The sequence below is a fragment of the Buchnera aphidicola str. APS (Acyrthosiphon pisum) genome, from assembly GCF_000009605.1.
GTDB lineage: Bacteria > Pseudomonadota > Gammaproteobacteria > Enterobacterales > Enterobacteriaceae > Buchnera > Buchnera aphidicola_I.
Genome location: NC_002528.1, coordinates 601455 through 621084 on the forward strand (window position 1 = coordinate 601455; position 19630 = coordinate 621084).

Genomic DNA, 19630 nt, shown 5'->3' on the forward strand with positions numbered 1-19630 from the left:
TAAAAATAAATTTTTTATAAATATGATAATATTTATACAGAAAAATCGTTCTTTTCAAGTACATCTAATACTTTTTTTGCTAAAATAGTAGAAGTAGAATGGTATTCTATTTTGTTAATATTTTTCCAGTTTTTTAACCATGTCAATTGATGTTTAGCAAGTTTTCTCGTAGCATGTATTATCTTATTGAACATATCTTTATAACTATTTTTATATTCAAGATATTCCCACATTTGACGATATCCTATACATCGAATAGATGGTAAATTTTTATGTAAATCTCCTCTTAAAAATAATATTTCGACTTCTTTTTGAAAACCTAACATCAACATTTTTTTTATGCGAAGTTCAATTTTATTGTTTAACCATTCTTTATTCGGAGGTATAATTGCAAATTGAAAAATATTATATGGTAATTTATAGTTATTCTTTTTTTTTAATTCTGTTAAACTTTTTCCAGAAAGATAAAAAATTTCTAGAGCTCTTATTAACCTTTGAAAATCATTTTTATGAATTCGACTCGCAGAGATGGGATCTATTAATTTTAGTTTTTTATACAAATAATTTTTTTCATAGCTTTTTTGTATCAAGTATTCACGAAGTTTAATATTAGATGGTGGTAAAATAGATAATCCATGTAATAACACATTATAATAAAACATGGACCCACCAACAAGACAAGGTATTTTTCCTAATTTAATAATTTCATCTATTTCTCTTAAAACATCTTTTTGAAATTCTGCAGCTGAATAATTTTCAACTGGATCTTTAATGTTTAATAAACGATGGGGATGATTATATAAATCAGAAAAGCTTGGCTTATCTGTTCCAATATCCATTCCGCGATAAATTAATGCTGAATCTACACTAATTAATTCTATTGACAAATATTTTCTAAGACAAATAGCAAGTTGACTTTTTCCACATGCTGTTGGTCCCATTAAAAAAATAACAACAGGTTTTTTTTTTTATAAAAGTTCATATTTTTAAAATACATAATGCTGCATTAATATTTATTTTTTGTAATAATTTTGATGGAGGATTTATTAGTAATAAAGGACAATAATATTCTATTTCTAAAAGCACTTCAATTCCACGAATATAAGTCCAATTTTTTAATTCTATAAAAACATTAATATAAAACCAATCTACTATGTCTGAAATGAAGACTTGTTTTTTAAGAAATAAAAAAGCAAAAAAATTTGATATGATTATATGAAAATTGCATTTTTTTAAAAAAGCAGGAATAGAAGATAAAATAACATATTTTTTTTTAAAAATTAAATGAAATCCAAATTTTGATAATATTTCTTTTTTATTAAATAAAATCAAGTATTCTTGAGATGTAAGATTAATTTTAATATTGCTTAAAAAATACTCAATTATATTTTCTTTTTGAATATTGTTTTTTAATTTTTGTTTTCTCACTATTCCCTTAGCTACAGGAAAAGAAAGTAATAAAAAATTATTATCATGATAAATTAAACCATAATATTTGTGTATTATTATAAGCAAACGCCCAATAGAAGATTCGTATTTCTCTAAAGGAGTGCTTTTTGAAATGAAATTATTATGTTTTATTTTATTTTTTATATTTTTGCAAATCTGTTTTTTTTTTAAAAAAATTGAAGATATCAATGTTAAAAAAGTAGGATCTGAATCATAAAAATAAAATTCTTTTTCTTTATTTAACTGTGTTTGTTTTTTGCATGAAAAATTAAAATAATATTTTTCTTTAATTTTTTTTAAATAAGAAAAAACAGCTTCATAAATAAATGTATAAACTACATCAGGATTATGAAATTTAATTTCATTCTTAGTGGGATGAATATTAATATCAATATTAAAAGATTCAATAGTTAGGTATAAAACAAATGATATATTTTTTTTTTGTTCTATTTTAGAATAAGCAGCACGAACAGCATTAACAAAAATATTATTATAAAGATATCTATTATTAACATAACAATACTGAATATTTTTTATTTTTTTAAAATTATAAGGATGAGATATCCAGCCAAATAATACCATTCTATATTTTTTTTCTTTTATTTCTAAAAATTCACTCGTATCAAGTGTGTCAAATATATCTTTTAATCTATTAATTTTATTTTTTCTATTATTTATAGAATTGTATTGTGTAATTAATTTATTATTATGTTTAAGAGAAAAATTTATATAGAAATGAGATAAAGCTATTTTTTTTACAACTTCACAGATCTTCGAAAATTCTAATTTTTTGTTTTTTAAAAATTTAAGACGAACTGGTATATTATAAAATAAATTATCTACTATAATAGTCGTTCCTTCTGGATGAGCGATTGGTTGCAAAATGATATTTTTACTACAAAATCCTTCTAAATATATCTTTGCAGCAACATCGTTGAATCGAGTACAAGAAATTAAAGTTAATCTTGAAACGGCTCTAATACTAGCTAGAGCCTCTCCTCGAAAACCAAAAGTGGTCAGTTTATCTAAATCTGATAATGAGTTAATTTTACTAGTAGCATGATGACAAACTGCTAATAATAAATCTTTTTTATCAATACCACAACCGTCATCTTTTAATATAATAGATTGAAATCCGCTATTTTCTACTATGATATTAATATTTTTCGATCCAGCATCTATGCTATTTTCTATAATTTCTTTAACCACTGAAGCAGGACGTTCGATAATTTCTCCAGCAGAAATTTGACTAGATAAATCAGATGGTAATATACGAATAGGCATTACCTTGTTCTCTAAATTTATTTAAAATGCTGTTTATAAAAAAAGAATAGCATTCTTTCAAATTTTGTAAAAAATAAGTTTTATAAATAATTTTAAAATTCATCTAATTATTTTTTTAATTAAATTATATTCTAAAATAATAGAATAGACTTCTTTGCTATTTACAGGTAAATCACAAATTTTAATTATAGTACTTTCTAAACCTTGTTTTTTTATTGAAGATGAAAGCTCTATTGATTCCAAATCATTTTTATTATGGTAATAAAATGCTGCTGCAATACCTTTTGCTAAATTAGAATAAGGGAGATTGTACTCAAAGGCACCCAAAAAAGGTTTAATTAAGCGATCTTCTCTTCTTAATTTTTGTAATGGATTTCTTCCTATACGTTCAAGTTTATCTGATAAAAAAGGGTTTTCAAAACGCAAAAAAATTTTTTCAATATAATCTAAATGATCATTTTTGTTGAAATTATAACGTTTTATTAACACTGATCCACTTTCTTCCATGGCAGATCTTACGATAACACGTATTTTTTTGTCTGATATAGCATCCTGTATAGTTTTATAGTTTTTTATTAAACCAAGATAAGCCGCTATAGCATGTCCTGTATTCAATGTAAATAATTTTCTCTCTATAAAAGCATCTAAATTATTACTGAATTTCATATCAACTATTTTTGGGACTGCTCCTTTAAATTGATTAATATTTACAATCCATTCTTTAAATTCCTCAACAGTTAAAAACAAATCATCTTTATTATTAATTGCAGGTATAATTGTATCAATACTGCAATCTATGAAGCCGATATATTTATTTAAATAATCATGATATTTTATAGGTAAATTTTTGAGAACTACTTGTTTTAAAAAAGAACTTGATTTAATCTTGTTTTCACAAGCAATAATATTGAGTGGTTTTGTAAATTGATTTTTAATTTTGAATATTATTCCTTGCGTAATAATCAAAGCAATTTTTTCTAATGCAGTGGGACCTACGGCAGTTGTAATTAAATCAACTGAAGAAATTATTTTTTTTATATTTGAATCGTTTGAATTTATAGCACTGACTCTTTTGATATTGACGGTTTTATTTTGATTAGAACCTATTATTTTAACAAAATATTCTCTATTATAATTAATAGCATCTACTATATTTTGATTAACATCAGAAAAAATAACACTAAAACCTGATTCTGATAGTGTTTTTCCAATAAAACCACGACCAATATTGCCAGCTCCAAATTGTAGTGCTTTCATGATTAAGTCCAATTCAAATTTATATTAAAATTAATAATAAATTAAATTTTTTCCATCGTTAAAAGTGATAGTGCTTCTTTTATACTAGTAGTATGAGATAATCTTTGAATGGTATCTTTTTTATCTAATGCATTAGTAATATTGCTAACCACCATAATATGTTCATTATTTTTAGCTGCAATACCAATTACGAGATATGCGATATCGTCTACATCTTCTCCAAAACGAACACCTTTTGGAAATTGACAAAAAATTATTCCAGTTTTTAAAACAGAATCTTTTGCTTCAATAGTTCCATGCGGTAATGCTATTGATTCTCCTAACCAAGTCGAGGCCATTTTTTCTCTTTCTAACATTGAATCAATATAATCAAACTTTACATAACCCTGTTTTACTAAATGCTTACCGACAATATTAATTGCTTCTTCTTTATTACTTGCATATTGATTAAGAATAATGTTTTCTTCGTTCAACTGAAACAGAGCATCTTTTTTTTGTTGGGTATATTTGTTTACAGAATCAGTGTGATTGTCGTATAAAAAAACCATATTTTCTACTAATTTTTTTACTAAATTATCATAAAAATGGTTATTTAGGAAGTTTTTTAAAGATATATGCTGAGAAAATGGTGCATTATCTTTAGCTCGATTTGTTAAGTTTTGATGTGTAATTATTAAATCTGCGTCTTGAGGTAATGCATTAATAGCCATATTTAAAACAGAAATATGATTTAAATTAGCATTTTTTATTTTTTTACGAAGAATACTTGCACCCATTGCACTAGACCCCATCCCTGCATCACAAGCCACGATAATTGTTTTAATTTTACTAAAATTGAAATTATTAAAATCTTCTCTTGATGTTTTTGAATTAAAAGAATTTTTACCTTGCTTTACAGTATAGTTACTATCTTTTTGAATCGTATTAAAATCGTATTTCAATAATATAGAAGAACTTATAAAAGAAACTAAAAAAGAACAAGCAACAGAAATAATATTAGAAAAATATAAACCCTTCGGTGTCATGGCTAAAATAGATAAAATCGAACCCGGTGATGCTGTAGAAATTAAACCACCGTGCAGTAAAACAAGAATAAAAATACCGCTCATACCTCCTAAAATAAGGGGGATAATTAATTTTGGTTTGATTAAAACATAAGGAAAGTAGATCTCATGAATACCTCCGAAAAATTCAATTAATGCCGCCCCTCCAGAAGATTTAGATAATTCGCCTTTTCCAAAAAAAAACCATGCTATTAATAAGCCTAATCCTGGACCTGGATTAGATTCAATTAAAAAAAATATAGAATGATTTTTATCTAATGCGTCTTGAATTCCCAAAGGAGAAAAAATTCCATGATTAATAACATTATTTAAAAAAAATATTTTAGCCGGCTCTATAATAATAGATGTAAGGGGTAACAAATTATAAGATAAAATAATTTGTATTAATGTTCCTAAAAAATAAGAGACCCATTCAATAAATGGACCAATTGTAAAAAATGAAATTATTGCCAATAATATGCCTAGTATAGCAAGAGAAAAGTTATTTACTAACATTTCAAAACCATTTTTTACTTTATTTTCTATCTTTTTATCAAAATATTTTATGGTCCATCCGCCCAAAGGTCCTGAAATCATAGCTCCTAATAACATTGGTATGTTAGTACTAGTAATAACACCTATAGTAGTTATACTGCCGATCAAGCCTCCTCTAGAACCCGAAATCAAACTACCTCCAGTATATCCAATTAAAATAGGTAAAAGATAAAAAATCATAGGTGATATTAATTGTTCTAAAGTTTTGTTAGGTTGCCATCCTAATGGCATAAATAAAGCATTCATCATTCCCCATGCAATAAAAATACTTATATTAGGCATTATCATATTACTTAAAAATCGACCAAAATTTTGTATTTTTAATTTAATTAATGTCAACATAATAACCACTCATATTCTTTAAAAAAATACAGTTTTTAAAATAATCTTCAAATTAAATATTAATAATTAAATTATTATTTTAATTTTTTAAAAAATAAATATTTTGATTAAAATATACGTATTTTGAAGAAGATTTCAATGTATTTTTTAGTTGTAATGTTTTAAAAAAAATTGTTAGATCATAAAAGATTTATAAAAATTAATTAAACCTTCAGTAGAAGCATCGTAAGATTTATTTTTGACGTTAATATTTAAATAATTATAAATATTTTGAGATAATTCTTTTCCCAATTCAACACCCCATTGATCAAAACTAAAAATATTTAATATATAACCTTGAACAAAAATTTTATGCTCATATAAAGCAATTAACGCTCCTAAATTATAAGGCGTAATTTTTCGAATTAAAATTGAATTAGTAGGTTGGTTGCCTTTACATATTTTAAAAGGTAAAATTCTTTTAATATCATCTTGATTTTTTTTAGATAGAATTAATCGGTGTAAAATAGAATCTCGAGATTGGCCAAAAGCTAATGCTTGTGTTTGAGCAAAAAAATTAGATATTAATTTCATATGATGATTATTTAAATCGTTGTGTGAAAAAACTGGAGCAATAAAATCACAAGGAATCAATCTGGTACCCTGATGTATCAATTGATAAAATGCATGTTGACCGTTAGTACCGGGCTCACCCCATATAATAGGACCTGTTTGATAATTTATTCTTTGACCATTTCGATTAATTGACTTGCCATTAGATTCCATATTAGACTGTTGAAAGTATGCAGAAAAACGATGCATATATTGATCATATGGAAATATTGCTTCTGTTTCAGAACCAAAAAAATTAGTATACCAAATACTAATTAAGGCTAATAATATCGGAATATTTTCTTTATAATTTGTATGATAAAAATGATTATCCATAGCATGAGCTCCATCTAAAAATTTCTCAAAATTGTCAAATCCAATCGATAACATAATCGACAATCCTGCTGAAGACCATAATGAAAAACGTCCACCTACCCAGTCCCAAAACTTAAAAATATTATTAATATTAATACCAAAATTTAAAGCGTTTTTTATATTAGCTGATAAAGCAAAAAAGTGCTTATCTAAAGCACTTTGATCTTGTGAATAATGTAAAAACCATTTTTTAGCACTGTGTGCATTAGTTATAGTCTCGTCCGTTGTAAATGTTTTAGAAGCGATTAAAAAAATAGTGTTTTCAGGATTTATTTTTTTTAAAACTTCAGTCAAATGCGTACCATCTATATTTGAAACATAATACATATTTAAATGATTCTTATATGGACGTAATGCTTCAGTAACCATATATGGTCCTAAATCAGATCCACCAATTCCAATATTTACAACATTAGAAATAGATTTTCCCGTATAACCTTTCCATTCTCCATGAATAACCATTTTTGAAAAATTTTTCATTTTTTCCAACAACGCATTAACTTCTAACATAATATTACAATTATTTAATATGATAGGACGATTAGTTCGATTTCGTAGTGCTATATGTAAAACAGAACGATTCTCTGTTTTATTAATTTTAGCTCCAGAAAACATTAATTTTATTCCAGATTTTACATCAGTCTCTTTAGCTAGATTTAATAAATAAATTAAAGTTTCATCAGTAATTCGATTTTTTGAAAAATCAATTAACATTTCATTTTCAAAAATTATTGAAAATTTTTTAAATCGATTCAAATCAGATGCAAATAGATCCCTTAAGTGAATATTTTTTATTTTTCTAAAATGATTTTTTAAATCTTGATAAGATTGAGTGTTATTAAAATTGATGTTTTTCATTAACGAATTTATCTCTCGTAAAATGTATAAAAAATTTTCTTATAAAGAAATTGTTATATATCTAAAAAATAAAAATATATTTTTAAATATTTTAAAAATTTAAAATTATTTTATTTTTAATGTGTATATAAAATATTTTAAATTTTTCTAGAATAATATATTCTAATCAAAAAATTTTTATATATAATTAACATATATAATATAGAAATTAAATAAAAAAAATCATTAATTAATAATTAAAAAAATTCTATTTTTATCTTATTAAAATCAAGTTTAATGTTAATAAAAAAATATTTAATAATTATGAAAAAATATGAAAATCAATAAAAAAAATTTAATCTGGATAGATTTAGAAATGACTGGACTGAATCCTAAAGTACATCGTATTATTGAAATTGCTACTTTAATAACAGATACTAATTTAAATATAATTGCAGAGGGTCCGGTAATTCCTATATATCAGAAGAAGGAACATATTTTAGTCATGGATGAATGGAATAAGAGAATCCATGAAAACAATGGATTGATAAAACGTGTTGAAAAAAGTCTTTATAACGAACAAAAAGCCGAACATGAAACTATTCTTTTTTTAAAAAAATGGGTACCCATTCAAGTGTCTCCAATGTGTGGAAACAGTATTGCGCAAGATAGAAGGTTTTTATTTCAATATATGCCACATTTAGAAAATTATTTTCATTATCGGTATATAGATGTTAGTACGATTAAAGAATTAGCTTATCGATGGAACCCATCAATACTAGATAAGTTTAAAAAAAATCATTATCATAAAGCATTAGAAGATATCCGTGAATCTGTAGTAGAATTGAATTTTTATAAAAAAAACTTTTTAAAATTTAAGAAAAAATAATTTTTTACAAAAGAAAACTTGAAAAATTTATTTTATATATATAAAATAAATTTATAGTATAAAAAACTATTATATATATTTATTATTGCGGGAATAGCTCAGTTGGTAGAGCACAACCTTGCCAAGGTTGGGGTCGCGAGTTCAAGTCTCGTTTCCCGCTCCAATCATATTATCCAAAAATATTGTTTAAAAATAATTGATATAAAGGAAAATTTATGATTTTTAATTCCTGCAAATGGATAATATTTTTTATATTTTTAATTTCATTTCACATCAAAGCTAATAGTATTTTCGTTAAAAAAAATAATCCCAAAAAAATACAAAATTTTTTTTTAATACCGACTATTTAAAAAAAAGTAATAAAATATTATATCAGAAAAAAAAATTTTTTAAAAAAAATAATTTTTATTATAAAAAAGAACTGTCTGAAAATCAAAAAAATAATAATATATTGTCAAAAAAAATTACGATATTAATAGATGCAGGACATGGCGGATATGATCCAGGAGCTATTGGAATTCGAGGATTAAAAGAAAAAAATATTAATATCGAAATAGCACTAAAACTTGAAAAATTACTCAATCATGACAAGATGTTTTGTACAATCCTCACACGACACAATGATTCTTATCTTTCATTGAAAAAAAGAAAGCAGTTACTTAAAAAAAACCAGGTGAATTTTTTAATATCAATTCATGCTGATTCTTCCAGAAAACAAAATGTATCCGGAGCATCTATTTGGATAGTTTCAAAGACTAGAATAAATCGTGAAATTAATAATTATTTAAAAAACAAATCCACTCTTCTTTTTTCTAAAAAAATTGAAAACATATTTAAGCAAAATAAAAACGATTTTTTTTTAAAAAAAACTATTCTAGATTTACAATCTAATAATTTTCAAAAAATAGAGTTAGATCTATCTAAAGAAATACTAAAACAACTTGAAAAAAATACAAAATTAAATAAAAAATATCCAAATTATGCTAGTCTAGGCATATTAAGCTCTATTAACACACCTTCCATATTAATAGAAACCGGTTTTATTACAAATATTTTAGAAGGGAAAAAATTAAAAACTACTAATTACCAAAACAAAATTGCTAATTCTATTTATCTAGGTCTCAAAAATTATTTTACAAAATCGTCTTATATATTAAAAAAATAAAAGTTTTTTAAAAAATATTAATTGTATTATTATTAAGCATCTAAACATATCAGAAAATCAAGATGCTTAAATCTTAAAAAAATCAATTAAAAAATACAAGATAGTTTTTAATTTAATTCTTGCTTAGTAAACTTAAAGCGTTTTTTAAATCTTTCAACACGACCTCCAGTATCAATGACTCTTTGTTTACCTGTATAGAATGGATGACATTTTGCACATATATCTAAATTTAGATTGTGATTGATAGTAGAAAAAATTTCAATTATATTTCCACAAGAGCAAGTAGCTGTTATCTTGGAATAACGAGGGTGAATTTTTTTTTTCATAAAAGTATTCTCAAATTAATTTAGAGTATCTACATTCGGATACAACTATTAATATATGAATATTAGAAAATTATCAATTTTTATTTATAAAAAAAGACATGAAGAAAATATATGTATAATGATAAATATAAAATCAATTCTGCGTATTTTAATAAAAAAACAAAAAAAATAAAAAAAAAAAATAAATTAACATGTATATGTTTTATTTTAATGTCTACATTAATTTTTATTGTTTATTTAAATATAAACTTAAAAAAACCTTCTGAAATAAAAGATAAAAATTTTATAAAAAAAAGCAAAAATAATGATGTATTACCTCCTAAACCAAAAGAAAAATGGAAATATATTGAAAAATTAGAAAATTCATAAAACATATTTTTAAAAAATTTATTAGGTTTAATGAGTAACATTTTATATGATGAAATAAATTATTTGAAAAAGTATTGAGAAAAATATTTTAAAAAAATAATATAAGTAAAAATCATATGCTATTTTAATAAAATAGATAATTACATCTTATATAAAGTATTTTTGTATTAGCAAGAATATATAAGAAACAAAAATATTATTTTAAAGAGGCTTTTCTTGTGACCACAATATTAAGTGTGAGATTAAAAAATAAAGTAGTAATTGGAGGTGATGGACAAGCAACTTTAGGCAATACAATCATGAAAAGTAATGTAAAAAAAATTAGATCTTTATATCACGAAAAAGTTATTGCTGGTTTTGCAGGAGGAACTGCAGATGCATTTACTTTATTTGAAATGTTTGACAAAAAATTAGCTATGTATCAAGGCCAATTACAACGAGCAGCTATTGAATTAGCAAAAGATTGGCGATCTGATAGAATGTTAAGAAAACTCGAAGCATTATTAGCAGTTGCTGACAAAAAAACCTCCTTGATTATTACAGGAAACGGCGATGTTATACAACCTGAAGACGACTTAATAGCTATAGGATCAGGTGGTTCTTATGCTCAATCTTCTGCTCGAGCATTAATAGAAAACACGCATTTAGACGCAAATCAAATTGTAAGAAAATCATTAAATATTGCAGCTAATATTTGTATATATACAAATCATAATTTCACTATAAAAGAACTATTTTCAGAAAAATAAGGATTATTCTCTATGTCTGAAATGACTCCTCCTCAAATTGTTTCTGAACTCGACAAATTCATTATTGGTCAAGAAAAAGCAAAAAGAGCCGTGTCTATTGCATTAAGAAATCGTTGGCGTCGTATGCAGTTAAACAGTGAACTTCGTTATGAAGTGACCCCTAAAAATATTTTAATGATTGGTCCTACAGGAGTAGGTAAAACAGAAATAGCAAGACGTTTAGCTAAACTAGCAGATTCTCCATTTATTAAAGTAGAAGCAACTAAATTTACGGAAGTAGGATATGTTGGGAAAGAAGTAGACTCAATTATTCGTGATTTAACTGATGCTGCAATCAAAATGATTCGAATTAAAAATATTAAAAAAAATAAAGTTCGAGTAGAAGAAATAGTAGAGGAAAAAATATTAGATGTTCTTGTGCCTACACCTAAAAAAAACTGGACAGAAAGTGAAAAAAATGAAAGTCTTGCAAAAACAATTCAAACATTTCGAAAAAAATTGCGAGAGGGTGTTTTAGACGAGAAAGAAATAGAAATAAACATATTATCAACTACTATGGGTGTTGAAATAATGGCACCACCAGGTATGGAAGAATTGACTAATCAATTACAATCTTTATTTCAAAATTTAGGAGGACATAAAAAAAGTAGTAGACGTCTTAAAATTAAAGATGCTATTGTATTGCTAACAGAAGAAGAGGCTGCTAAATTAATTAACCAAGAAGAGATTAAAAAAGAAGCAATTAATGCAGTTGAACAAAACGGCATAGTTTTTATTGATGAAATTGATAAAATATGCAGACGAGGTGATTCTTCAGGTCCAGATATCTCTCGAGAAGGTGTTCAAAGAGACCTACTCCCATTAGTTGAAGGATGTACTGTATCTACTAAACATGGAATGGTTAAAACAGATCATATTTTATTTATAGCATCTGGAGCATTTCAAACATCTACGCCTTCTGATTTAATTCCTGAACTACAAGGACGTCTTCCAATAAAAGTAGAATTGCAAGCACTTACCATCGATGATTTTGAAAAAATCTTAACTGAACCTACAGCATCTATTACAGCACAGTATAAAGCACTTATGGAAACAGAAGGTGTTTATATTAATTTTACAAAGGAAGGGATACGTAATATTGCAGAAGCTGCTTGGAAAGTTAATGAATCTATAGAAAATATTGGAGCTCGTCGATTACATACTGTATTAGAAAAATTAATGGAAGATATATCATTCAATGCTAGCGATAATAAAGGTAATACGATTGAAATCAATTCAAACTATGTAGAAGAACATTTAGATCAATTAACATCTAATGAAGATCTTGGTCGTTTTATTTTATAATTTTTATTCAAAATATTTATCCATTATTATTTTTTATTAAAATGGATGAATATTTTTTTAAAAAATATTTAAATTAATTCTCAAATTACTATTGAAAAAAAAAAATAAGACCTTACCTTAAAATAAAACATTTTTAATTTTTTATAACGTAAAAAATATTTAAATTATAAATATTTTTCAAACCATAAAATATTAGAGGATTTTTTATGTCTTATCGTTCTCTCTCATTTATACCAAATTTTAATGATCATAATGTTTTTTCAAATAGATTCAATCAAATTGATAAAATGTTTAGTACTCTTACAGGAGAAAAACCAATATCTGATACACCGACATATAATCTATGTCAAATAAATGAAATTGAATATCAATTAACACTAAGTATTCCTGGATACCAGGAAAAAGAATTAGATATATCTGTTCACAATAACCAATTATCTATTCAAGGAAAAAAAGAAAATAGTGATACTCAAGAATGTAATAAATGGTTACATAAAGGTATAGTGTTTAATAATTTTTCTTTGAATTTTAATTTAGACCATAAAATTAAAGTAAAAAAAGCAGAGTTATCTTTAGGTCTATTGAAATTAGATTTTGAATGCAATATCCCGGAAGAGGAAAAACCTAAAAAAATTTCTATTAATGTACCTAATGATACTAAAAAAATTGATAAAAAATAAAATTAAAAAAATATAAAATCACTGCGCTTATAAAAATAAGCACAGTGATCTAACTAAAAATTATTGAGAATAAATAATGAATCCATGGATTAATGCAGACGTTTTGATGGTAAAAAAATGGACTAAAAATTTATTCAGTCTTATTTTAAATGCTCCTATAGAACCTTTTTTTGCAGGACAATTTAATAAATTAGCTCTATATAACAGTAATCCTTTAAATAAAAATAAAATTCAGAGGGCATACTCATATGTTAACGCTCCTAGTGAAAAAAACTTAGAAATTTATATTGTTCGTGTGCTCAATGGACAACTAAGCAATCTACTATATAATCTTCATAGTGGCGATAAAATTTTTATCAAAAAAAAATCATTTGGTTTTTTTATTATAGATGAAATACCAGATTGCGAAATACTATGGATGTTCGCTACAGGCACTGGAATAGGTCCCTATTGTTCAATTTTACAAGAAGGAAAAAATATTAATAGATTTAATCATATTATTTTAACACATGCAGTACGATATCAAAATGAACTAACTTATTTACCACTCATGAAAGAATTACGTCAGAAATATAATGGAAAATTACAAATTCAAACTATTACTAGTAGAGAAAAACATAAAAATTCTTTAAATGGAAGAATTCCTTTTTTATTAAGAAATAAAATATTAGAAAAACATGTTGGTTTTTCAATAAACCCTCAGACTTCACATGTTATGTTATGTGGAAATCCTTTTATGGTAAAAGATACGTTTTTATTTTTAAAAAATAATAGAAATATGGAAAAGCATTTACGTCGAAAAAAAGGACATATTACCATGGAAAATTATTGGTAAAATACCTTTTCTAAATTCTAACAACGATCTACCGGAAAAGCGATAACTTCATGAATACTTTTTTTATTCAAAATTAACATAATTAATCTATCTAAACCTATTGCTACACCTGAACAAGGAGGTAAGCCATAAGACAAAGCACTTAAAAAAAAATTATCGATTTTTCGTGTTGGAAGATTCATGGAACGACGTTCTTTATTATCTCTAATAAAACGTTTTTTTTGTTCATTTACATCTATAAGTTCGTAAAAGCCATTTCCTAATTCTATTCCTTTAAAAAAAATTTCAAATCTTTCAGATATACGAGGATCTTTTAAGTTAATAGCAGCAAGAGACGCTTGTTCTGCAGGAAAATGATAAACAAATAAAGGTTTTTCTTTTCCTATATTAGGTTCTATTTTTAGCGTAAATAACAATTGTATCAATTTATTTAAATTATTTTCAGAATGAGTTAAATGGTCTAATTTTAATTTTTTAGATATTTGATGCAATTCTAATAAATTAGTACATAAGGGATCTATTTTTAAAAAATCTATAAATAAATCTTGATAAGAAACTTTATCTGATTTATTACATTTTAATATAATTTGAAGGAATATATCTATTTCTTTAATAAATTTTTTCATCGAACAAAAAGGTTGATACCATTCTAACATAGTAAATTCTGGATTATGATAACGACCTATTTCTTTATTCCTAAAACTATGACAAATTTGATATATAGATCCGCTTTCTGATGCTAATAAACGCTTCATATGATATTCTGGACTAGTTGTCAACCATAATTTTAACTCATCAATATTATCTGATGAAATATAATTTGTTTCAAATGATGTTAAATGTACATCTGTAACTGTTGAACGTGATAAAATTGGTGTTTCAACTTCAAGTATATTTTTTTTAGAAAAAAATAAACGAATATTAGAAATAATATTTGATCTTTTGATTAAATCCTCGATGGAAGCGCTTGATTTCCAGATTTTTTTTTTCATTTTAATTTTCTTTAAAAATTTATTCGAATTGATAAAATTAATTACTAGTAGAACAAAAAAAAATAAAAAATATGAACAAAACCGCAATATATCCAGGTACATTTGATCCGATTACATACGGACATTTAGATATTATAACACGTGCAACAAAAATATTTGATAGTATAACTATCGCAATTTCTAATAATTTTACAAAAAAACCCATTTTTAATTTAAAAGAACGAATAGAATTAACTCGAAAAGTTACACTTCATTTAAAAAATGTAAAAAAAATACTTGGTTTTAACGATTTACTTGCTAATTTAGCAAAAAAAGAGAAGGCTAATATTTTAATTAGAGGAGTCAGAACAATATTTGATTTTGATTATGAAATAAAATTAGCGGCTATAAATAAACAAATTTATCCAGATTTAGATAGTATATTTTTACTTTCTTCTAAAGAAGTTTCTTTTATATCTTCATCTTTTGTTAAAGAAATAGCAAAATATAAAGGCGATATAAAACCGTATCTTCCAAAAGAAGCCCATTCTGCATTATTAAGAAAACTAAATAACGATTCGATTAAGTAGTGATTTTTTTATCAAATATAGTAGGGTATGTTATATACCCTACTATTTATTTTTAACATTATATGTCTATTTCAAATATATAATATTTATTTCATAAAATATGAATATTTCATTATTGGTGATGCATTTGGAGGAAGAATGATAGTTGCACGTATACCAAAAGATTTATATTTCTGTATATAATTATCATTTTTTACATCTAAATCAGATAAATTAGTCGCAACTAATTTAACAGAACCATCATCTAGAAAATTTATCTTATAAATATTCCGAGAATGTTTAATTTGATACTGATCAATTTCCGGATGTTCAGAAATTAATTGAAGATAAGACTGACGCAGAAATTTTTGATTTGCATATGTAGAAATCAATTGTCGGAATTCGACATTTGGTACTATTGTCTTAAAATCTTTTAGCATTTTATTTCGATTGTTAACAGAAATTAAGGCATTGTTTACAACAAAAAGAAACGGATTAGTATCGTTCATAAAATCGTTATCTAAATCATTAGATGATTTTAAAAATTCATATTTTTTTTGAAAGTGTTTAATTGTAGATTGAATATTATTAAATGAATTTAATTGATCTGAAACTGTCCATGTACTTTCATCAATGAAATCATTAGCATAAGATTCTTGAATATTTTTATTCATTCTTTGTCGAAAATTTTGATCCATTTTTAATATACTTTTTCTGCCTTCCAAATCAAAATTCTCATCTAGTCTTTTAAAAGGATAAAAATCATTTTCATCTTCAGGTTCAGGTATAGGATTGGTAATTTCAGGAAATGAACTTTGATATTCAGGATGCCGTGGATTATTATTTAATTTATTAACAATCTTGATTTTTCCTTGATATCTGATTCTTTCTATAATAGCTCTAAGATAAACTTTCGAAGATTCAATAACTCTTTTAAGTTGTTCGATATGTTCAGATAAAGAAATAGTCGCTTCAGAATTCGAATCTATTTTCGCTCTATTCTCGTCTGATGAAAAAAATATTTTTTTGAATGTTGTACCATTGAAAAGATTTATAGTTTCTGTTTTGAAAGTTTGATAGGTGGTTATAACAGTATTAGTGATTGTTTTAATAATATTTTCTGCAATTTCTGAAAAGTCAAAATCTAAAGATTTTTTACTAGATAATTCTATTTCATTATCAAAAAAATTTGAATGGTGTTGTTCAGGAATTTTTTTTTATAAGTGTATTTTGAATAATTTCATTATCACTATTATCAGTAATATTGTTATTATTTTTTTCTAAATTATATTTTTCAAGAATGTTCTGTTCTATTTTTTTTTGAAGTATATTTAATAAAATTAAGGATTTTTTGTATGAATTTTCCAGATCTATCAATTTATTTTCATCTTCCAAATCATAAGTATTTTGATCGTTTTTTTTAGATACAGTTTGATTCTTGTTTGTTTCAAACATTGTTTTTATGGCATCTGTGTAAATATCTATCGTATTAGGATGTGTTTTATTTGATTGATTGGGATTTAATAATAAATTGTGTAACATAATATTTTGATCCTATTGTAAATTATTTTTTAGTATATTTTTATAAAATATTTTTTTGAACTTAAAATATATAAAAAAATTGTCAATGTAAATTATTAATTAGTTTTTTTTAAAAGTCAATTATTAATTTTCAAAAATAAAAAAAATAGAAAACATGAAAATATATTTAAAATTCAAATCTTACAATAAAAGAATATGTAAATTACTTCAGTTATTTAAATTAGAACATGATCAAAACTGTTCGATGGGTTTGTTGATAAATCATAACTCATTAGAGTTATATAATCGTGACAATGTAAATCAAAAACCTATAAAAGTTGATTTTACTTCGAAAAAAAATCATTATCGTTGTCATCATTTTCGTAGAAAAAATGAAGTTTTATATAGAGTTTCAGGAATAAAAAATTCTTATTTTCCTACCATATTAGATGCTACTGCCGGTTTAGGGAACGATGCTTTCATATTTTCTTTTTTAGGATGTAAAGTTATAATGATAGAACGTCATCCAATAGTTGCAGCTTTATTAAAAGATGGATTACAGAGGGGATATCAAGATAAAAAAATAGGTCATTGGTTACAAACAAGATTGCATTTAATTGTCAATGATAGTTTAAAAATGTTAGAAATCCCTATTTTGCAACCAGATGTAATTTATTTAGATCCTATGTATCCTTTTCATCATAAAAAATCTTTACCTAAAAAAGATATGCAATTTTTTAGACAACTTATAGGTCATAATTATGATTCTAAAAAATTATTAGAAGTTTCTCGGAAATTAGCAAAAAATAGGATTATCGTAAAACGACCTTATTATGCAAAACCTTTATCTGAAGATAAAGTGAATCATATTGTTACCACAAGAAATCATCGTTTTGATATATATCAACCTTTTTAAAAAATAATAGGAGTACATTTCTTTAACACGTACTCCTATCTAATCAAATAATTTTACAAAAAAATACTAAAAATCAATATTTTTATATTAAAAATAATGCAATCCAGTACAAAAAGCTAGATAATAGCATAGAAACCGGTAAAGTTAATATCCATGCTAAAGCAATATTTTTAATAGTTTTTGTTTGAATTCCATCACCATCGATTAACATAGTTCCTGCTACAGAAGATGAAAGAATATGTGTAGTAGAAACTGGTATACCTGTATAACTTGCAATTCCAATAGAAAAAGAAGCTGTTATTTGAGCTGACATAGCTTGTGCATATGTCATTCTTTTTTTTCCTATTTTTTCACCAATAGTAACAACTATACGTTTCCAACCTATCATTGTTCCTATTGATAAAGATAGCGCAACGATTAATATAATCCACATAGGCGCGTACTCAATTGTTTTAAGTATTACTTTTTTACTGTGTATCAGAAAACGTTTATCTTTGGAACAGATATCAGAAGAATTTACTTTTTTATCAATTGAATCAGAAATACATAATAAATAATGACGCAATTGAAATCTTTTTTTAATGCTTAAATCGTTATAGTTAGATATATTTTTTAATAATAATTTAGTATTTTTAATATTTTTTATAGAATTGTAAGATTGAGATCTTACAACTAAATTATTGATTTCCTCTTTATTTTTTATAATATTTGATTTTTTTATATTTTTTTCTAAAAAATATTTTTCTAAATGATTAAGTGTATGTTTTGTACAGTTTATTTCATATTTATTAGTATTTAAATTTACTAAGAAAGAAGAGGGTACAATTCCTATTAGTACAAGCATTATTAATCCAATGCCTTTTTGCCCATCATTTGCACCATGAGCATAACTTACACCAATAGATGAAAGAATTAATGCCATTCTAATTAGAAATGGTGGTATTTTTTTACCATCTTTTTCTTTACGCTCTAATGGTGTCATATGAATGCGATAAAAAATTTTATTATTATTTAGATAATATCGTAGTAAAAATATTAAACTACCAGCTATTATGAGCCCAATAATAGGAGAAAAAACAAGCGATAAAAAAACACTTGTCATTTTAGGAATGTTGAATGCATCTACTAAAGACGAATCTGTAACGAAGGCATTAGTTAAACCTATTCCGATAATTGCTCCAATAAGGGAATGTGAACTTGAAGCAGGTAAACAAAAATACCATGTAGATAGATTCCAAATTATAGCTGCTAATAACATTGAAAATACCATAGCAAGGGCATTTTTTGAAGTAGCATTTAACAATAAATCATTTGGTAATAAATGTACAATGGTATAAGCAACAGTTAAACCACCTAGTAAAACACCTAAAAAATTAAATATACCTGACATGATAACTGCAACATGTGCAGACATTGCTCGAGTATATATTAAAGTTGATACCGCATTTGCTGTATCATGAAAACCATTGATGGCTTCATAAAATAACACAAAAAATAGAGCTAAAAAAACTAATAAACTATGATTCAAATCAGAATAAGAAAATAAATGTAGCATAATCTTTA

The 19630-nt window shown here is 24.7% G+C and carries 19 protein-coding genes and 1 tRNA gene; 10 read left to right on the plus strand and 10 right to left on the minus strand.

The genetic code is table 11. The annotated features are described in order from the left end of the window. Positions 1-32: 32 nt before the first annotated feature. From miaA to pgi, 5 genes are all read right to left on the minus strand, one after another. Complete coding sequence (gene miaA, locus BU_RS02955; RefSeq protein ID WP_010896166.1) at positions 33-941, minus strand: tRNA (adenosine(37)-N6)-dimethylallyltransferase MiaA; 909 nt, start codon at positions 939-941, stop codon at positions 33-35. Between the two features lie 37 nt (positions 942-978). Next, complete coding sequence (mutL, locus tag BU_RS02960) at positions 979-2733, minus strand: DNA mismatch repair endonuclease MutL (RefSeq protein ID WP_010896167.1); 1755 nt, start codon at positions 2731-2733, stop codon at positions 979-981. 99 nt (positions 2734-2832) lie between these two features. Further along, positions 2833-3990: a mannitol-1-phosphate 5-dehydrogenase gene (locus BU_RS02965; protein WP_010896168.1), complete on the minus strand. Its 1158-nt coding sequence runs from the start codon at positions 3988-3990 to the stop codon at positions 2833-2835. A 41-nt stretch (positions 3991-4031) separates the two neighbouring features. Next, positions 4032-5930, minus strand: coding sequence for a PTS mannitol transporter subunit IICBA (locus BU_RS02970; RefSeq protein ID WP_009874520.1), 1899 nt, complete (start codon positions 5928-5930; stop codon positions 4032-4034). Between the two features lie 174 nt (positions 5931-6104). Next, the gene (gene pgi / locus BU_RS02975) at positions 6105-7754 is read right to left on the minus strand and encodes a glucose-6-phosphate isomerase (RefSeq protein WP_010896169.1); all 1650 of its coding nucleotides are present in this window, start codon (positions 7752-7754) and stop codon (positions 6105-6107) included. Between the two features lie 313 nt (positions 7755-8067). Between pgi and orn the strand changes: the two genes are divergently transcribed. The 3 genes from orn (at position 8068) to BU_RS02990 (ending at position 9787) form a co-directional block, all read left to right on the plus strand. Next, positions 8068-8622 (plus strand): oligoribonuclease, encoded by a 555-nt coding sequence (gene orn / locus BU_RS02980; protein ID WP_010896170.1) that lies wholly within the window; start codon positions 8068-8070, stop codon positions 8620-8622. Positions 8623-8709: 87 nt separating this feature from the next. Continuing rightward, positions 8710-8785, plus strand: a tRNA-Gly gene (locus tag BU_RS02985). A 288-nt stretch (positions 8786-9073) separates the two neighbouring features. Beyond that, positions 9074-9787, plus strand: a complete 714-nt coding sequence (locus BU_RS02990; RefSeq protein ID WP_009874524.1) for an N-acetylmuramoyl-L-alanine amidase — start codon at positions 9074-9076, stop codon at positions 9785-9787. A 107-nt stretch (positions 9788-9894) separates the two neighbouring features. Here BU_RS02990 and rpmE read toward each other — a convergent pair whose 3' ends face one another. Next, the gene (gene rpmE, locus BU_RS02995; protein WP_009874525.1) at positions 9895-10113 is read right to left on the minus strand and encodes a 50S ribosomal protein L31; all 219 of its coding nucleotides are present in this window, start codon (positions 10111-10113) and stop codon (positions 9895-9897) included. Between the two features lie 210 nt (positions 10114-10323). On the opposite strand from rpmE, the gene BU_RS03165 reads away from it, so the two are divergent. From BU_RS03165 to BU_RS03015, 5 genes are all read left to right on the plus strand, one after another. Next, positions 10324-10482 carry a hypothetical protein gene (locus BU_RS03165; RefSeq protein ID WP_009874527.1) on the plus strand — a complete coding sequence of 53 codons (159 nt, stop codon included), beginning with the start codon at positions 10324-10326 and terminating at the stop codon, positions 10480-10482. Positions 10483-10700: 218 nt separating this feature from the next. Then, positions 10701-11231 (plus strand): ATP-dependent protease subunit HslV, encoded by a 531-nt coding sequence (gene hslV / locus BU_RS03000; protein ID WP_010896171.1) that lies wholly within the window; start codon positions 10701-10703, stop codon positions 11229-11231. Positions 11232-11243: 12 nt separating this feature from the next. Continuing rightward, on the plus strand, positions 11244-12575 hold the full coding sequence (gene hslU, locus BU_RS03005; protein ID WP_010896172.1) for an HslU--HslV peptidase ATPase subunit: 1332 nt from the start codon (positions 11244-11246) through the stop codon (positions 12573-12575). Positions 12576-12781: 206 nt separating this feature from the next. After that, positions 12782-13255, plus strand: coding sequence for an Hsp20 family protein (locus tag BU_RS03010; protein ID WP_009874530.1), 474 nt, complete (start codon positions 12782-12784; stop codon positions 13253-13255). Positions 13256-13331: 76 nt separating this feature from the next. Next, complete coding sequence (locus BU_RS03015; protein ID WP_009874531.1) at positions 13332-14090, plus strand: ferredoxin--NADP(+) reductase; 759 nt, start codon at positions 13332-13334, stop codon at positions 14088-14090. Between the two features lie 17 nt (positions 14091-14107). On the opposite strand, the gene epmA is transcribed toward BU_RS03015, so the two are convergent. Then, positions 14108-15082, minus strand: a complete 975-nt coding sequence (gene epmA, locus BU_RS03020) for an elongation factor P--(R)-beta-lysine ligase (protein WP_010896173.1) — start codon at positions 15080-15082, stop codon at positions 14108-14110. Positions 15083-15153: 71 nt separating this feature from the next. Between epmA and coaD the strand changes: the two genes are divergently transcribed. Continuing rightward, positions 15154-15651 carry a pantetheine-phosphate adenylyltransferase gene (gene coaD, locus BU_RS03025; RefSeq protein ID WP_010896174.1) on the plus strand — a complete coding sequence of 166 codons (498 nt, stop codon included), beginning with the start codon at positions 15154-15156 and terminating at the stop codon, positions 15649-15651. Positions 15652-15737: 86 nt separating this feature from the next. Here coaD and BU_RS03175 read toward each other — a convergent pair whose 3' ends face one another. Together BU_RS03175 and BU_RS03035 are read right to left on the minus strand one after the other, a co-directional pair. Next, positions 15738-16841, minus strand: a complete 1104-nt coding sequence (locus BU_RS03175) for a hypothetical protein (protein WP_010896175.1) — start codon at positions 16839-16841, stop codon at positions 15738-15740. Further along, positions 16834-17172: a hypothetical protein gene (locus BU_RS03035; protein ID WP_010896176.1), complete on the minus strand. Its 339-nt coding sequence runs from the start codon at positions 17170-17172 to the stop codon at positions 16834-16836. The genes BU_RS03175 and BU_RS03035 overlap by 8 nt, the downstream gene beginning before the upstream one ends. A 154-nt stretch (positions 17173-17326) precedes the next feature. Here BU_RS03035 and BU_RS03040 point away from each other — a divergent pair, with 154 nt between their 5' ends. Then, positions 17327-18067 carry a class I SAM-dependent methyltransferase gene (locus tag BU_RS03040; protein WP_010896177.1) on the plus strand — a complete coding sequence of 247 codons (741 nt, stop codon included), beginning with the start codon at positions 17327-17329 and terminating at the stop codon, positions 18065-18067. 82 nt (positions 18068-18149) lie between these two features. Here the strand turns inward: BU_RS03040 and BU_RS03045 are convergent, their stop codons facing one another. Continuing rightward, positions 18150-19622, minus strand: a complete 1473-nt coding sequence (locus BU_RS03045; RefSeq protein WP_010896178.1) for an inorganic phosphate transporter — start codon at positions 19620-19622, stop codon at positions 18150-18152. Positions 19623-19630: the final 8 nt, after the last annotated feature.

Excerpts from the sequence above, each read along its gene's own strand:
- BU_RS03045 (WP_010896178.1), bottom strand. The coding sequence starts at position 19,622 with ATGCTACATTTATTTTCTTATTCTGATTTGAATCATAGTTTATTAGTT.
- pgi (WP_010896169.1), bottom strand. The coding sequence starts at position 7,754 with ATGAAAAACATCAATTTTAATAACACTCAATCTTATCAAGATTTAAAA.
- mutL (WP_010896167.1), bottom strand. The coding sequence starts at position 2,733 with ATGCCTATTCGTATATTACCATCTGATTTATCTAGTCAAATTTCTGCT.
- epmA (WP_010896173.1), bottom strand. The coding sequence starts at position 15,082 with ATGAAAAAAAAAATCTGGAAATCAAGCGCTTCCATCGAGGATTTAATC.
- BU_RS03010 (WP_009874530.1), top strand. The coding sequence starts at position 12,782 with ATGTCTTATCGTTCTCTCTCATTTATACCAAATTTTAATGATCATAAT.
- orn (WP_010896170.1), top strand. The coding sequence starts at position 8,068 with ATGAAAATCAATAAAAAAAATTTAATCTGGATAGATTTAGAAATGACT.
- BU_RS03040 (WP_010896177.1), top strand. The coding sequence starts at position 17,327 with ATGAAAATATATTTAAAATTCAAATCTTACAATAAAAGAATATGTAAA.
- BU_RS03035 (WP_010896176.1), bottom strand. The coding sequence starts at position 17,172 with ATGTTACACAATTTATTATTAAATCCCAATCAATCAAATAAAACACAT.
- BU_RS02970 (WP_009874520.1), bottom strand. The coding sequence starts at position 5,930 with ATGTTGACATTAATTAAATTAAAAATACAAAATTTTGGTCGATTTTTA.
- BU_RS03015 (WP_009874531.1), top strand. The coding sequence starts at position 13,332 with ATGAATCCATGGATTAATGCAGACGTTTTGATGGTAAAAAAATGGACT.
- BU_RS03165 (WP_009874527.1), top strand. The coding sequence starts at position 10,324 with ATGTCTACATTAATTTTTATTGTTTATTTAAATATAAACTTAAAAAAA.
- coaD (WP_010896174.1), top strand. The coding sequence starts at position 15,154 with ATGAACAAAACCGCAATATATCCAGGTACATTTGATCCGATTACATAC.
- rpmE (WP_009874525.1), bottom strand. The coding sequence starts at position 10,113 with ATGAAAAAAAAAATTCACCCTCGTTATTCCAAGATAACAGCTACTTGC.
- hslU (WP_010896172.1), top strand. The coding sequence starts at position 11,244 with ATGTCTGAAATGACTCCTCCTCAAATTGTTTCTGAACTCGACAAATTC.
- BU_RS02965 (WP_010896168.1), bottom strand. The coding sequence starts at position 3,990 with ATGAAAGCACTACAATTTGGAGCTGGCAATATTGGTCGTGGTTTTATT.
- miaA (WP_010896166.1), bottom strand. The coding sequence starts at position 941 with ATGGGACCAACAGCATGTGGAAAAAGTCAACTTGCTATTTGTCTTAGA.